The sequence below is a fragment of the Vibrio penaeicida genome (assembly GCF_002933855.1).
Lineage (GTDB): Bacteria > Pseudomonadota > Gammaproteobacteria > Enterobacterales > Vibrionaceae > Vibrio > Vibrio penaeicida_A.
In genome coordinates, this window is record NZ_BFAQ01000017.1 from 77,372 (window position 1) to 93,323 (window position 15,952).

12 protein-coding genes are annotated in these 15,952 nt (G+C 45.2%); 5 read left to right on the forward strand and 7 right to left on the reverse strand.

What is annotated here, in order from left to right:
• The first annotated feature begins 160 nt into the window (after window positions 1-160).
• Together VPNCDNU1_RS10185 and VPNCDNU1_RS10190 are read left to right on the forward strand one after the other, a co-directional pair.
• On the forward strand, window positions 161-3,751 hold the full coding sequence (locus VPNCDNU1_RS10185; protein WP_104400227.1) for a DUF1566 domain-containing protein: 3,591 nt from the start codon (window positions 161-163) through the stop codon (window positions 3,749-3,751).
• A gap of 13 nt (window positions 3,752-3,764) precedes the next feature.
• On the forward strand, window positions 3,765-4,457 hold the full coding sequence (locus VPNCDNU1_RS10190; protein WP_104400228.1) for a hypothetical protein: 693 nt from the start codon (window positions 3,765-3,767) through the stop codon (window positions 4,455-4,457).
• A gap of 98 nt (window positions 4,458-4,555) precedes the next feature.
• Here the strand turns inward: VPNCDNU1_RS10190 and VPNCDNU1_RS10195 are convergent, their stop codons facing one another.
• The 3 genes from VPNCDNU1_RS10195 to ftnA form a co-directional block, all read right to left on the reverse strand.
• Window positions 4,556-5,743 carry an NAD(P)/FAD-dependent oxidoreductase gene (locus tag VPNCDNU1_RS10195; protein ID WP_104400288.1) on the reverse strand — a complete coding sequence of 396 codons (1,188 nt, stop codon included), beginning with the start codon at window positions 5,741-5,743 and terminating at the stop codon, window positions 4,556-4,558.
• A 149-nt stretch (window positions 5,744-5,892) separates the two neighbouring features.
• Window positions 5,893-6,216, reverse strand: a complete 324-nt coding sequence (gene uspB, locus VPNCDNU1_RS10200) for a universal stress protein UspB (protein ID WP_101114581.1) — start codon at window positions 6,214-6,216, stop codon at window positions 5,893-5,895.
• Window positions 6,217-6,283: 67 nt separating this feature from the next.
• Window positions 6,284-6,814, reverse strand: coding sequence for a non-heme ferritin (gene ftnA, locus VPNCDNU1_RS10205; protein ID WP_104400229.1), 531 nt, complete (start codon window positions 6,812-6,814; stop codon window positions 6,284-6,286).
• 264 nt (window positions 6,815-7,078) lie between these two features.
• Here ftnA and VPNCDNU1_RS10210 point away from each other — a divergent pair, with 264 nt between their 5' ends.
• Window positions 7,079-7,507 (forward strand): universal stress protein, encoded by a 429-nt coding sequence (locus VPNCDNU1_RS10210; protein WP_104400230.1) that lies wholly within the window; start codon window positions 7,079-7,081, stop codon window positions 7,505-7,507.
• A gap of 100 nt (window positions 7,508-7,607) precedes the next feature.
• On the opposite strand, the gene VPNCDNU1_RS10215 is transcribed toward VPNCDNU1_RS10210, so the two are convergent.
• The 3 genes from VPNCDNU1_RS10215 to VPNCDNU1_RS10225 all read right to left on the reverse strand — a co-directional run bounded on the left by VPNCDNU1_RS10215 (window position 7,608) and on the right by VPNCDNU1_RS10225 (window position 12,307).
• Entirely contained in the window at window positions 7,608-8,126 is a 519-nt protein-coding gene (locus tag VPNCDNU1_RS10215) for a hypothetical protein (RefSeq protein ID WP_104400231.1), read from the reverse strand.
• Between the two features lie 118 nt (window positions 8,127-8,244).
• On the reverse strand, window positions 8,245-9,024 hold the full coding sequence (locus tag VPNCDNU1_RS10220; protein WP_104400232.1) for a class I SAM-dependent methyltransferase: 780 nt from the start codon (window positions 9,022-9,024) through the stop codon (window positions 8,245-8,247).
• A gap of 100 nt (window positions 9,025-9,124) precedes the next feature.
• The gene (locus VPNCDNU1_RS10225) at window positions 9,125-12,307 is read right to left on the reverse strand and encodes an ABC transporter substrate binding protein (protein ID WP_104400233.1); all 3,183 of its coding nucleotides are present in this window, start codon (window positions 12,305-12,307) and stop codon (window positions 9,125-9,127) included.
• Window positions 12,308-12,404: 97 nt separating this feature from the next.
• Here VPNCDNU1_RS10225 and asnC point away from each other — a divergent pair, with 97 nt between their 5' ends.
• Window positions 12,405-12,869, forward strand: coding sequence for a transcriptional regulator AsnC (gene asnC, locus VPNCDNU1_RS10230; RefSeq protein WP_101114587.1), 465 nt, complete (start codon window positions 12,405-12,407; stop codon window positions 12,867-12,869).
• 48 nt (window positions 12,870-12,917) lie between these two features.
• Here asnC and prlC read toward each other — a convergent pair whose 3' ends face one another.
• Window positions 12,918-14,960: an oligopeptidase A gene (gene prlC, locus VPNCDNU1_RS10235; RefSeq protein ID WP_104400234.1), complete on the reverse strand. Its 2,043-nt coding sequence runs from the start codon at window positions 14,958-14,960 to the stop codon at window positions 12,918-12,920.
• 151 nt (window positions 14,961-15,111) lie between these two features.
• Between prlC and VPNCDNU1_RS10240 the strand changes: the two genes are divergently transcribed.
• Window positions 15,112-15,951: a 23S rRNA (adenine(2030)-N(6))-methyltransferase RlmJ gene (locus VPNCDNU1_RS10240; RefSeq protein WP_104400235.1), complete on the forward strand. Its 840-nt coding sequence runs from the start codon at window positions 15,112-15,114 to the stop codon at window positions 15,949-15,951.
• The last annotated feature ends 1 nt before the right edge of the window (window position 15,952 follow it).

Below are 15,952 nucleotides of genomic sequence, written 5' to 3' on the forward strand. Positions count from 1 at the left end.
TCAATAACAATATTATAATAAACTCTAAATAATCATTAACATACAGAATAATGATCTGTAATTATACAGAATGCCAGTCATATATAATCATATATGAGACGCTTTTGCAGAACGATAAACTGTTTTATTTTGGCTGGGATAGTGTTTTTAAGGAATAATCATGCTCTTTAAACGTATAGTTATTACCAGCTTGCTTGGTTTGGCTACCTTAGGTTGTAGCGATAGACCAACAGATGGAGTAGCGTCGACCCCCGGAGGAGGGGGCAGTGGAACCACTACGCCGGGAAACCCGGGAACACCGACCCCCGGAAACCCAGGAACAACGCCCGGTAACCCAGGGGGAGTGGTTACCCCTCCGCAACCACCTACTCAGATTCGGGATATTACTATTTCAGGACCTGTGCCTCTGGCAACGGCTACAGATATTTTTGAGTTTAAAGTGTGTGCGGGAAACACTTGTGACACATGGCAGAGTGCTGTATCGGAAGGCAGTTATGAATACACCTTTGAAGTCTCACAATGGCCTGACAATCAACCTATTTCTGTGGAAGGCTGGATCGCAAGCCAATCAACGGCGAGTACTAGAACCAGCAATGCAGGCGCAGCCACCACTACAACAGCGCAAAGTAAGTACTTTAAGACGGAGTTAGACACCTTAGCGAGCATCATTCAAATGGATAGTTCTGGTGATGGTGTGATTGATGAAACCGAGTTAGTGACTCTGTCGTTAGATCCCATTACCCAAGCATTTAATACCGTCGCTAAGCATCTGCTTTCTACCAGTTTAACCCAGTATGCCAATCTGCCCGTTATGCAAAAAAATGAAGCAGTTAGGCGTTATCTGTCGGAGCAAAGTAGCAGCACTTGGGTACATTTAACACAAGATCAAAGAACGGCTATCAATGACCATATGAAGACCACTAGTAACAGTAGCTGGCGCTCTTCTTATTATGGCAGTTACACCCTAAGTCTCACCCCCGAACAATGGTTACTGATTAAAGGTAATCCCAATACGCCATTAGACGAGCAGGTGGTTGAGATAAATACCGCCCAGCTAAAAGTCATTAACCCGCGTAACCATAACAGGGCAATGTTGAATTGGCTGTTTAGATTGACGACTCAGCAACTTGCCAATGCTCGTGGAGAGCTGGTTTATACCCAACAGCTAGTGATGGAACTGGCTGCGGTTTATGAGCAAATGGCGGATCAAGGAGAGCGTGATCTGATTCTTGATTGGGGTCAGGACAGGAAACTTAAAGAGCATGTCGCCATAGCAAACCCGGGGGATGGTGAACCTACGGTGTTTGATGCACCATTTGATCTTGTTATTAGCGACTCATGGCGTGATAGTCAGTATGATTTGCTTGGGCTCTATGATGTTCTCGACATCGAAACCGGTAAAGGCACCGCCATTACTTGGACATTGAGTCCGGCTGATATTGAACGTATTTATGAACAGCATAAGCAGGATGTTGCTGCCGATCCAGACAGTCGTCATAGCAAGTACTTTACGCTGGCTAATACCACTTGGCCGGGCGGTGGTACGGAATTACAAGTATTAGGCAAAAAAATACTGGTTGCTCTCGCTGCTAGCCCTAAAGAGCCGATCTGGAAACACTATAAAGCGCAAGTGGGCAAAACGGTGCCTACTTACCCTCAGATGAACATTACCCCTGATGAACAGATAGAGAGGCGCCACCTAAGATCTTGGAGTAATTTGGAGAATGCCAATTACCACCATCCGCTTAAGAAGCAGATAATGGGATTGGCGCCTGAACAGCACCTTCGTATCAGTGGCCGTTTCCCAGTCGAGTTAGAAGAAGCATCAGTAGAAGTGGTATTGGGTACTCGCCTAAACAAGCCAAAAAGCCAAGACACCAAAGGACGTCAGCCTATTGGACGCCATGAACCAATTGCTCTGATTGATCTTGATGGTCAACGCAAAAAAACCATGGATTACGCAGGCAAAAATGGCTTCGTTTTTACCATTCCATTGCGCAATGTCGATAATAATTTAGAGAGGTGTCAGCCAGGCAAACCGCCAATTCCGAACACAGAGTTTGAGTACAACTACGAGTACACGGAAGATGAAATGCAGGACACGTTGACCATTCATATCCGCGATAACAAAACTGGCGTCCAGCTAAGGTCGGTATTGGGATCATTCTGTGAATTAGTGAAACGTGATACCAATGGTAATGGCACTTTAGAAATCAGCGAACTGGAACGATTAAGCGTCGGCTATATCTCGAGTGCGCAAACGGCGTTAATGTACAAAACCTCGTTATCAAAGCATGGATACGCGGGTTACCTCTACCCATTTACCCTTGATGAAATCGCTGATCGATATAATGCTTTACCTCGTCAGCAAGTTGAATTTTTGGCTGCAATATTTGCACTGCAAGTGGAAGGCAAGTTGTTTGGTCAAGCGATCGATCTGGTTGAAAGTGCCGACATTTATATGGATGTTCTGGATATTCTTGGTATCGACATGTTAGGAAACTACGGCGTGGTATCCAGTAATAACTTGCTGCCAGATATAGAGAACTTGCAAGACAGATTTGCGGCTAAGTTTGCCATTGGTGAAGTGCTCATTGATAACCTTGATGTCAATGTCTCTCACATTACTCAAAATATGACTCAGCTATTAGCCAACTCAGAGGAAGACAAATACTACTTCGAGTTTTCAAGGGCAGGAAGTTGGGTAACCGTCTACCCGGTTAGCGTGTTGGATCCTACCTGTCAGGTGGTTCTTAATCACGATCAAGTGCTGGGTGTTCGTATTGATGGTAAAGGCAAAAATGAAGATGGCCACTGGGTGACCATTGGATGGGATAAACAAGCTGGCGCCACTCGATACACATTAGGTTGGGGCAACAATCAATTTGAAAATGTTGTCGATGCAGAACATCAAAAACCGACGAATAAATTAAGGGCAACCATCACAGGGCTGACATTTGAGCAGGCTTATCATATCCGTGTTCAGAGTAATATTGGAACGCCAAGTGCTCTGTTAACCTATTCCCCTCAACATATCCATATTGCTGACTCACGTGTGACTGCTGGTATTGAGTCTGATGATAGCCACCGTGGTAGAGACAGCGACACCGCATGTGATCCACTAAGTGGTAAAGCCAGAAATAGCAATAAAGATGGCATGTTGGGTGCTCGCTACGTCAAGTTGGACAATGGTGGCGTACCATTGATTCGACAAGACCTGACGTATAAGCAAAGTCCATTTTCTTGTGTCCTTGATGCCCATACTGGACTGGTTTGGGAAACCAAACATGGACGTCAAGATGATGAGCCTTACACCATTTTTGATGGTGACAACATGTTTGTTAAAGATGCAACCAACGCTGGCGATGTGTTTGATGGCACCTGTGCGTTACCTAACTTAAACGTCCTTTCTACGGATCCAAAGCAGTGTACGGTTGAGAACCAGATTACTTGGATAAACAGCAAAAAACGTTGCGGATTAAACAACTGGCGTATTCCTACGCTGGAAGAGGGTTACGCCTTATTCGACTTTGGTAGAAACCGTGCGTCCAACCTAGATACTCGTTATTTCCCTAATTTGCACTTCCCAAGAATGAACAGCAGCACATTCCATGGATTTTGGTTAGATGCGCCAAGTATGGATGGTCTAAAAAATCGAGCACTGAATGCGTCGTGGCTAGAAGCTAAGCACTTTAATAATTCGGATCATAACCCGCTGGTATTAATCAGTGATGGTTACTATGCAGAGTAAAAGGAACAAACGAGTGAAATATTTAACAGCATTTTTATCTTTGGTGGTCACGTCTGCATGGGCCAATGAAGACTTACGCGTATGTTTAGCCGATACAGAAATGAACCCAGGTAACCGCTTTACTCATGAAGTGATCACCACCGATGCAGGAGATTACAAAGTAGTGAATGATGCAGCGACGGGCCTGCAGTGGAGTTACTGCTTTATCGGGCAAACACTGAGTAGTGATCAAATGAGTTGCGAGGGTGTACCTACCGTAGCTATGGATCTGTTCCCAGAGCGTAGGTTCTACCCGAATGTGAGAGAAAAAACCCTAGAAATCGTTGAAGCAGAAAATCAGCGATTAGGGGAATCTAACCATTTGTGGCATTTGCCAAATATGAAAGATATGCTCACTATTTATAATAAGCGATGTGTTCCAGCTACGTATCCCATGTTTAGCTATAACATTGGCCTAACAACGGAAGAGATCATTGCCTTAAAAGAGACGGATTTTGATTGGGACTGGCCAGACGATCAACAAGCGGCCGCGTCTGAAAAAATAAATAGAGGGCGAGCTTATCATTCACTTCAAGTCAGTACAGACTCGAATCAACCGGGCGACTACTTATTCTTTTATACGGTTCCATTCACTGGTCACAGTTCACCACTGAGAGCCCATATACAAAATTACAGTATGATGCGTTTGGTAAGGAAAAAACCATAACAGCAGTAAATAAAGCCAGTCAGCAATAGCTGACTGGCTTTTTAGATAGAATTGTCTCGCCTGAACCTTGAATCAAGGTTTATAGCTAGCAACTTGTCCTATGCCCACTGCCCAGCAACAAAACCGCTCGACCATGCCCATTGGAAATTGTAGCCACCAAGCCAGCCCGTCACATCCATCACTTCTCCGATGAAGTACAGCCCTTGAATATCCTTGCACTCCATGGTTTTGGAAGATAGGTGATCGGTATTCACGCCACCCAAAGTAACCTCTGCCGTGCGATACCCTTCGGTACCATTAGGTAGGATTTGCCAATTTTCTAAGTAAGCTTCAATTGCTTGCAGATCTTTGTCGTTAAACTGTTTTAGCGGCTTATCCGTTAGATCTTTGCGGTCGATGAGGGTCTCAACCAAACGCTTGGGAAGTACTTTGGAAAGCGTATTCTTTAAGCTTTGATTTGGGTGTTTCTCGCGAGAAGTGGTCAGCAGATCCACTACATCTGATTCAGGAACTAAGTTAATCGTAACCTTCTGACCAGCTTGCCAAAATGAAGATATCTGTAACACCGCAGGGCCAGATAAACCACGATGAGTAAACAGCAGTGCTTCTTTGAAAACGGTGCCGTCTTCGGCGGTGATTTCAGAAGGAACGGCAATACCAGACAGCGGCTCAAACGCTTCCTTATCTTCTTTATGCAGAGTAAAAGGTACTAAACCAGCGGTAGTCGAAATCACTTCTAAACCAAATTGCTCGGCGACTTGATAACCAAATGGTGTGGCACCCAATTTCGGCATGGATAAACCACCCGTGGCTATCACCAAAGATTCACAGGTGATTTCGTCGGTGTCTATATGAAGTGAGAAACCGCTGTCTGTTTTTTGAATGTTGTGGATATCAGCGCGATAACGTTGGGTAATGCTCGGTTGGTCGCACTCTTTTAGCAAAACGTCCACGATGTCCTTGGCTGAATCGAGACAGAACAGCTGCCCATGATCGCGTTCTTCAAAATCGACGCCATATTTTGAAACAAGCGAGATGAAGTCCCAATTGGTGTATTGGGACAAGGCGGATTTCACGAAATGGGGGTTCTGGCACAAGAAGTTGTTTGCCGTCACATCGTAGTTGGTGAAGTTACAACGACCGCCACCCGAGATCAGAATTTTTCGCCCCGGCTTTTTGGCATGATCCACCACCAGTACCCGGCGACCACGCTTGCCCGCTTCGGCTGCACACATTAAGCCTGCCGCTCCGGCACCAATGACTACGACATCAAATTCTGAACTCATTACTTCTTCCACAACGACTTGAGCTTTTGGGTTTGCTGCGCTCAATCAAAATAAAAAGGATGCGCGAATTATCGCGCATCCTTGCAAATCTGATGGGTATTTTACCCAGAGTTACGCTGGGTTTCTACCTCGTCTTGTTTAGCCTTTGATTACAACATAATGGCAGCAAATAAAGTCACACCAAGTAATGTTGTCGTGAGTACAAACAACTCTCTGACTTTATTACATTTCCCGGTAAAAATAGGATCGTGATGATGCAGATACTCGCGGCTTTTCAAGTAATGAAAAAGTCGGACTTGTTTGGTGACGTTACCGTGCGTAGTGAAAAAACCACCACCATCTACCTGCTGATAAAGTAATGGATGGGCTTCGCGCATGATATAAATGAGTGCGCGTAACGCGGTAAGGTATCTCGCCATATTAACGCAGCTGACGAGCATAAGCGTGAATAGAATAGTATCGACACTGATCATCTTTTCCTCCCTACATCTTCTTAGACGCCAAAAGGAAAAGACAATCAAATTGACTTTAACTCGCTACTTATACCGTAGCGGAAGCGTCCATGATAGAAGATGAACCTTCTTTTGCCATGGCTGCTAGATCTTTGTCGATAAAGAACAGTGCTTTACCATCTTCACCTACAAGTTCCAGCTTATCTAAAATCCCTTTAAACAATTTCTCTTCTTCATGTTGCTCTGCAACGTACCACTGAAGAAAGTTAAAGGTTGAGTAGTCCTGACTAGTAAATGCACCGTGCGCCAGTTTGTTGATTTTCTGAGTGATCATTTGCTCATGTTCAAACGTTTCACGGAAAACATCACCAAGGCTACCAAACTCGTGCTTTGGCGCTTCTATAGCACCTAAGATAGGCATTGCTCCTGTTTCGCTCACATAAGTAAAGAGACGTTGCATATGCTCCATTTCTTCTACTGCGTGAGCACGCAAAAACTCGGCCGCACCTTCAAATCCTTTATCTTCACACCAAGCACTCATTTGTAAGTATAGATTGGATGAAAAGAATTCGAGGTTTATTTGCTCATTCAGTTGTTCGACCATTGTCTGAGACAGCATGAAATGCTCCTGTTAACTACTTGTAATTATTGTCACTATAACACGATATTTGGGAGCGTCGAGGCTTCAATTTTCTCATTGAGAATAAGAACAATTAGCCCCAAAAAACCCTATCGTGAACCAAAAATCTACCTTAATTTAATATGAGTAGGTACGTATAAGATAGCAATGGGATCTCTTTGGCAAAATATTGATAGATGAAATGCTAGTCTTAAATCAGAACTGTTGAAGGGAATTGTCCGAGTACGGGCTGGAGTATAGATTATGAGCTATCAACATATATTGGTCACTGTCGACCTATCAGACGACAGCAAAATTCTGATTGAGAAAGCCGTCAAACTTGCTTCCCCTCTTGAAGCCGCTGTCTCCTTTATTCACATCGATGTGAATTATGCCGAGCTCTATACCGGGCTTATCGATATAAACCTTGCCGATACTCAACACCACAATATGGAAGCTTCCCAAAAACAGCTGCAAATATTGGCCGACCACGCCAGCTACCCGATTAAGCTCACTTTAGTTGGAACAGGGGATTTGAGCGGCGAGCTATGCGAAGCCATCAACGATCTTAAAATAGATTTGGTGGTCTGTGGGCACCATCAAGATTTTTGGAGCAAGCTGCTTTCTTCTACTAGGCAGCTCATCAATTGCACTCCGGTTGATATGCTGGTGGTGCCACTGCAAGATAGCTAAGGTCTGTTAAGTCTAGATTCTAAACCCAACCAAATACTTAAGACATGATAATGGCGAGCATTGAGCTCGCCATTTTTATGAATTTTTTAGGCTGCGTTGATCAATGAATGTGCTGGTGTTGAGACAAGCTCCCCTGTGCCACAAGAACCCCCTGATTAATTCGACTGAAGCGATTTTCTAATTTCTTGTGTTTCTTGAGTAATTTCTTTTGCTTTTTAAGTATTTTCTTCTGTTTTTTCAATATACCTTTCAGCTTTTTCTGACCTTTCTTTTGTTTTTTCAATGCTTTTTTCGACAACGTCAATTCATTGCTTTCGGTCAGTATTGGCTGAGATGGTTCAATCGAGATTTCAACTCCATCGGCACCAGAGGTGGCTTGCTGTAAAACGCGATCAGCGGCGAGGGATTCGGCAACCAAACCACATTTGGCTTGTTTCTCTGAGGCATTTTCCATGCAAGAAGCGGGCGGAATTGCGGCAGGTTTACACAGATTCTTTTTGTCAGAGGAAGAACGTGCACAAGAACGGCAGAGATATTTAGGGGAAGACACCAAAGCATGGATTTCACCCAAACTGGCGCTGATGTCACGACGATTTAGTTTGCAAAAACGCTCTGCCATTTTACTGCTCCGGCTCCAATATACGTCAATTACAGAAAGCAATTAACTATAAGAATCATTCTTACTTAGATATACAGATAGGAATGCGCCGAAGCAAGCGGTAATTTACGTCGAATTGTTATGTCATTGATGCCTTTACATATACATCAAATCGATTTTTTTTGGTCTCTATCGCCATGGACGGTTTTTCGCCATCTAACCAGTCGGCGTAGTCAGGACGTTTAACAATAACGCGTTTTTTTGCCAATTCAAAAGCAGGGGTTAATAACCCGTCAGCATCATGGTCTGCGCCTACTAATGATTGAAATACACGCATCTCTTTTTTCACTAACGCTGATTTCTTTTTGTTCTCTGGGTGAGGATACATTGGGTCGAGGTAGACCACATCAGGGGCTTCAAACTCTGCGTTATTACGCAATTCATTTAAGGCATCGAGGCTCGACGCATGAAGAAGAGACATTCTTTCACTCACCCACGAGCCTATTTCTGAGTCGAGTTTAGCTCTGGATAAGCCATCATCTAACAGCGCTGCAACCACTGGGTTTCGCTCCACCATTTGAACATGACACCCCAGAGAAGCCAACACAAATGCATCTCGACCCAACCCCGCAGTGCCATCCAAAATCGTAGGCGTCGCACCTTTATTCAAACCCGCAGCTTTGGCGATAGCCTGCCCTTTACCACCACCGAATTTGCGCCTGTGACCGACGGCTCCACCCACTAAGTCGACGTATATCGCCCCAAGTTTTATTTCATCTAACTTGCGCAGCTCTAAGCGTTCATGAGTAAGCACCAAACCAAATTCAGATTTAGGGTCATGAGTCAGTCCCCATTGCCCAGCAATGGCGTTGAGTTCAGATTGTCGATGAGGGGCTTCGCAGATAAGGTTCAGCTGCACGGTTGGCTCCAAGGGGAAATTTTTGCGTCAGTTTACCTGAATAACCTCAGATTCACACAATAATCACGAATGGCAATCACGAACAGCTTAGTGAATACCGCTAGTCATTTTCCGCGAGTAAAGTGCGCTTTTCCAGAACGAGCTCGTCCACTAGTTCTGACAGTGGCTTGGGCATACCTATATGGTAGCCTTGCCCGTAATTCACGCCTAATTTGCTCAAACAAGCCATCACGGCAGACGACTCCACAAATTCAGCAACCGTGACTTTGCCCATTTGCTGAGCGAGATCGTTAATGGAGCGAACCATGACATAATCGCTCTCATTTTGGTCTATTTCTCGCACAAAAATACCATCAATCTTCACGATATCAACGGGGAGAGTTTTCAGATAACCAAAGGAAGATAGCCCCGAACCAAAATCATCCAACGCCACCAAACAACCTAACGATTTCAATTCGGTAAACGCTTGGCTCGCTTGCTTAATACTATGAATCGCAGCGGTTTCAGTTATCTCTAAGCAGACTTTGTGATTAGGAAATTTGCTCTGCTGCAACGCACCTTTCAACGTCGTCATAAAGTCTTGGTTACCCACCGATTGCCCCGAAATATTAATCGACACTCTGTCTAGATGCGCCGCTTGCTCTGGATGTTCGTCTAGCCAACTCAACGTCCTAGTGACGACAAACTTATCAACTAAATGCGCAATATTGTAACGCTCGGTCGCAGGCATGAAGACACCTGGGGAAATGTATTCCCCATTAGAGTCCACCAGCCGAACCAATATTTCAAAGTAGCATTGGTGAGCATTCTCTTTTTCTAAGCCCTGAATTTGTTGGGCAAATAGCTGCAGGCGATCATTCGCAATCGCTTCATGTACCAAATTCACGCTTTCCATCTCGCGCTCACGTTGCTTGAGCTCTTCATCGTCTAGCAAGTAAAGCTGATAGCGGTTTCTGCCTTCTTCCTTAGCGGCATGACAAGCAGTATCGGCGTGCGCGTGCACCATCTGAGGCGAGTCTGCGGTGTGGTCAATAAGCCGAATTCCGATGGAACAGCTGATATTCAATGTTAGATCATCACGAACAAATGGGTGCTGATTCAATTGATCAATGATCGACTGAGCAATATCAGTCGCTTCACTTTTAGCGCAATCTCGCAATAACACAGCAAACTCATCCCCCCCCATGCGCGATAAAATGGCACTATTGGGCAAAATTTGTTGAATCAACAACGCACAAAAAGCAATGGCTTCATCTCCGGCTTCATGCCCAACCGTATCGTTAATCACCTTGAGTTGATCGAGATCGAGGAACAGCATGGCATGAGTGCGAACATGCCCTTCGACTTCCACCATGGCTTTTTGCAATTGCTGCTCAAAGAAGTTTCGGTTGTAAGTGCCTGTCAGTAAATCGTGTTGAGCCTGATACGCCAATTGCTGTGACAAATCGTGGGTTTCACTGATGTCTTCACCCACAATCAGCAATTGGTGAGTTTCGGTTAATGGGCGGATATTTTCTCGAACCCAAATGGTGAAGCCACTCGCAGTCGTGTATTCAATTTCACGTCGCCAAACAGAAAGATGGTGAGGTTTGGGCTGAAGCAGTACTTGGCGCGCATTCAGTTCAACCGAACCAGCATAGAAATCTTCTAATTTCCGTCCGAGCATTTGCTGTGCGGAATAGCTAAGCAACTCTTGTGCGAATCGGTTCACCGCTTGAATTCGGTTGTTTTCATCCAGTGTCATCATCATCACGGGTTGCTTTTCGTAGTAATGACGAAAATCGGCTTCACTGGCGAGTAATTTTTGCTCGGTCGCTTTACGCGCTGTGATGTCTTGCGCTTCCAGCAGGAAATGGCATTGATCGCCAATCTCATGGGGGAGCGGTTTAATCGCAACATCCAGAACACTCAATCCATAATGCTGGCGAATCAATTCGGCTTCAAATCGAACAGAGTCTTCTTGTCCTATTTGCTCAAGGTATTCTTTGAATGTTTTCTTTGACTCTTCACACCACCCTCGATATTGCCAAATGGGGCGACCATACTGGGCCCCTTTCACGTAAAGCAAGTCTTGAAGTTTGTTGTTGCTCGACACCAATTTTCCAAACTGATCCACAATACCAATGTATTGATAACTTTGATCGAATATGGACTCCAGCAGTACTTGGCTTTGCTTGGCTTGTGTTTCACTCTGCTTGAGACGCTTCATGTAATAAAGCAGCGACCCAATAACGGCAAGTAGTATAAACACAGCGGTAGAGAGCACTTTTATTTCACGTGCGTATTGCACAAAGTACGGTTCGGGTTTGTTCAGAATGGTATCTGCGAGCACTGCCGAATCTTTCATGCCCCATTTTTGCAAAACTTGATAATCCAATTTTAAATGGGTACGAATAGGGCGAGGAGTAGGTAATGGCTCTCCTTCTTTCTGGTTCAAGACCGTAAAAAGCAGCTCTCCTACCGCTGCGCCATTGGCAAACCCGTCTTGCATAAAACCGCCGACGCTGCCCAGCCCGAGACCAGCGTTATAAGCCATATACACTGGAGCATTCGCTCGCTCATTGAGAGTTTTCCACGACACATCCTCAATCACGTTGCCCTGCTTATCGCGAAAGTAAATCCAAAATAGGATGCTGTTTTCTGCATTTAAGCCGGAGGCAACATTCAACAGTTCATCAAATGTTTCTGGAACAACACTTTCCACCAATGATTTGTCATCTGGGTTCTCATTCAAATATTTAGCAATTTGGGCTCTGGCCGCCTCCCCTGTTACCGAATAATCCGTCAGCACTACAACGCGTTCCACATTTGGCTGTAACTTCTTTATCAGCCGAATGTTGTTGTGGAGGTCAATATTCTCCGAGATACCCGTGGCATTAAGATCTTGGTGGAGTTTAGGTGAGTAATTATTGATACCACCAAAGATAACGGGCGTGTCACCGACGTATTCATGCAGGTTTTGCATCATATTGAGCGCGTTGTTATCGCTCACGATAATGGCTTTGAAAGACTCTTGTTCTAGCTTGGTTTTGAATAGGTTTTCTAGCTGAGCAAAATATTCTGGTGTTTGTAAACGTTTGGAATCGAGATAGAACACTCGATTTGGGATTTGATGAGCATCGAGGCGCTGAGCCAGGCCTTCTTGAAAATTGTCCGTCCAGAAGAAACCTTGATGGTATGAATGAACCACCAATACGTTCTCGCTCGCCTGTACGGCAAAGCTCAGCATGAGCGTTAGTATTACCCCAACAATCCGCACTCGGTACGCTCTCTCTATATCCATTTAATTTCAGTGAGTATATCAGATGACGACAACAAGAGCTGTTGTGAAGCATGAGTTTGCAAGATAGGATGTAGCCATTGAATCAGAGGGAACACGTATGCAAACCGCCACAGCACGTCTTGATGATCTGGACCGTGAAATTCTTAAAGCGCTGATGGAAGACGCCAGAACCCCTTATGCTGAAATGGCGAAGCAGTTCAACGTTAGCCCTGCCACCATTCACGTTCGTATCGAAAAGATGAAAGCGGCGGATGTGATTGAAGGCACCGAAGTGATCGTCAATACCAAAAAACTGGGTTACGACGTCTGCTGTTTTATCGGGATCAACCTCAATGCGGCCCGCGATTACCATTCCGCTCTAGAAAAACTGAATGCTTTGGATGAAGTGGTCGAAGCTTATTACACCACTGGGGCATACAACATTTTTGTAAAGCTGATGTGTAAATCGATCGAAGAATTGCAATTTGTGCTGATAGACAAACTTCAAGCCATCGATGAAGTTCAGTCCACAGAGACTCTAATTTCCCTACAAAATCCCATCAATAGAAACGTGAACCCATAAAAAAACCACCCGAAGGTGGTTTTTGCAAATCTAAGTCAAGCTGGGCAATTATGCCGTAATACCAGAGTGACGTAGCAAGGCATCGATTTCAGGCTCGCGACCACGGAAACGCTTAAACAATTCCATTGGCTCTTCACTGCCGCCCATTTCCAGAATGTTATTCAGGAATGAACGTCCGGTATCTTCATTGAAAATACCTTCATCTTCGAAACGTGAGTACGCATCTGAAGACAAGACTTCCGCCCATAAGTAGCTGTAGTAACCTGCACTGTAACCACCCGCGAAAATATGGCTGAAGCTATGAGAGAAACGGTTCCACTCAACGCTTGGCAATACCGCGACTTTCTCTTTCACTTGCGCCAACGTTTCTAATACACGAGCTCCGATGTCTGGATCGTATTCGGTGTGAAGCGTGAAATCGAACAGGCCAAGCTCTAATTGGCGAAGAATAAACATCGCAGATTGGAAGTTTTTCGCCGCCAGCATTTTATCTAACATGGCTTTTGGAAGCGGTTTGCCCGTTTCGTAATGACCCGAGATAAACGCCAGCGCTTCTTCTTCCCAACACCAGTTTTCTAGGAACTGGCTTGGCAGTTCAACAGCATCCCAAGGTACACCGTTGATGCCCGATACCGCCGATACGTCGATTTGCGTCAGCATGTGGTGGATGCCGTGACCTGTTTCGTGGAACAAGGTAACAACTTCATCGTGAGTGAATAGTGCTGGCTTATCGCCCACTGGCTTGTTGAAGTTACACACCAAGTAAGCCACTGGAGTTTGCAATTCACCATCGGCGTTAGTACGACGCACACGGCATTCATCCATCCACGCGCCACCACGCTTGTGCTCACGAGCGTACAAGTCTAGGTAGAAACTGCCACGCAGTGTGCCATTGCTGTCGAAGATGTCGTAAAACTTCACCGACTCATGCCATACGTCTACGCCTTCACGCTCGGTCACTTTCATGCCAAAAACGCGATTCAAGACTTCAAATAGACCAGATACCGCTTTGTCTTCAGGGAAGTACGGGCGCAGCTCTTCGTCAGAAATCTGGAATAGATGCTGCTTTTGTTTCTCGCTGTAGTAAGCGATGTCCCAAAGATTCAGATCAGATACGCCAAACTCTTGCTCTGCAAAATCACGCAGTTCTTGAACTTCGCGTTCACCTTGTGGTTTGGCTTTCACCGCCAACTCGTTCAAAAAGCCCAGCACTTGCTGTGGGTTTTCCGCCATTTTTGTCGCCAGTGATTTTTCACTGAACGCACTAAAGCCGAGCAAACGAGCAATTTCATGACGCAGTTTCAACTGCTCTGTGATCAGTTCTGTGTTATCCCACTTACCTGCATTAGGACCGCGATCAGAAGCGCGAGTCACGTAGGCTTCGTACAGCTCTTTACGGAGAGCCTGGTTATCACAGTAAGTCAGAACCGGAAGGTAAGAAGGAATATCCAGTGTCAGCAACCAGCCATCCAGCTCTTTGGCTTCTGCTGCGGCTTTTGCTGCCGCCAATGCCGATTCAGGCATGCCTGCCAGCTCTTTTTCATCGGTAACTTGCTTCGACCATCCCATGGTAGCGTCCAGCACATTGTTCGAAAACTGAGAGCTCAATTCCGACATGCGCTTGCTGATTTCACCATAGCGATGCTGCTCGTCTGCTGGTAAGCCGATACCCGACAAATCAAAGTCACGCAGCGCATCAATAATGCTTTTCTTCTGCGCCTGAGACAAAGTATCAAATTCATCTGAAGCTTTTATTGCTTTGTAAGCGTCGTACAAACCTTTGTGTTGTCCAACCCAAGTGCCGTACTCAGACAGCAATGGAAGGCAGCTTTCATACGCTTCGCGCAGCTCGTTGCTGTTCTTTACCGAGTTCAAGTGACTCACTGGAGACCAAATCTGATTTAGTTTGTCATCCACTTCCGCTAATGGTGCACATACGCTGTTCCAGCTTGGTGTCGCATTGTTTGCGACCACTTCATCCACTTTGGCACGACACGCATCAATCGCTTGCTCAACGGCAGGTTTTACGTGCTCTGGCTTAATGTCGGAAAACGGGGGAAGATCAGTAAACGTCAGTAATGGGTTAGACATTTTTCATTCCTTTTATCATTTTGTCCTTTACTAAATGTAGGTCGGGACGGGATTTTTCAATAGCCAACGTCAGCAAGGCTCACACAGTGAACCCTGCCTTTGATATAATGAGCCTCTTGCGCTCGCCAATTCAAACTTGTAAGAGACTATTTTGTTAAGTTACCGTCACAGCTTCCATGCAGGCAACCATGCCGATGTACTGAAACATATCGTTCAATCTTTAATATTGAACGCATTGAATCAAAAAGAAAAACCTTACGTGTATCACGATACGCATTCTGGTGTGGGTCGCTACGACTTAACGCACGAATGGTCCGAAAAAACAGGCGAATACAAACAAGGTATCGCTCGCTTATGGCAAGCAAACAACCTGCCGGAAGAAATACAAACTTACCTTGAAGCCGTCCAGTCTTTGAATCAGGATAGCAGTTTACGTTACTACCCTGGTTCACCTCGTGTCGCGCGTGCTCATATTCGCAAGCAAGACAGAATGGTGTTAACCGAGCTTCACCCGAGCGATCACCCTCTTTTGGAACAAGAATTTCATCGCGATCGCCAAGTCAGCATATACAAAGAAGACGGGTTTCAGCGTTTAAAAGCAAGCTTGCCACCGAAAGAGCGACGCGGTCTTGTTTTGATTGATCCACCTTATGAATTAGCACACGAATACCGCGATGTGGTGAATGCCATTGCCCAATCTCATAAACGTTGGGCGACGGGTGTTTATGCGATCTGGTACCCGGTGGTGAACCGTCACGATATCGATGACATGCTCTCAGGGCTTGAAAAACTCGGAATTAGAAAGATATTACAAGTAGAACTGGGCGTCTCTGCCGATACTAATGAGCGCGGCATGACTGCTTCTGGGATGATTGTAATCAACCCGCCATGGAAGCTAGAAAACCAAATGAAAGAAATTCTTCCATATTTAAAGGAAGTAATTGCGCCAGTAACGGGTCACTTTAAGGTGGAATGGATCGTTCCAGAATAAG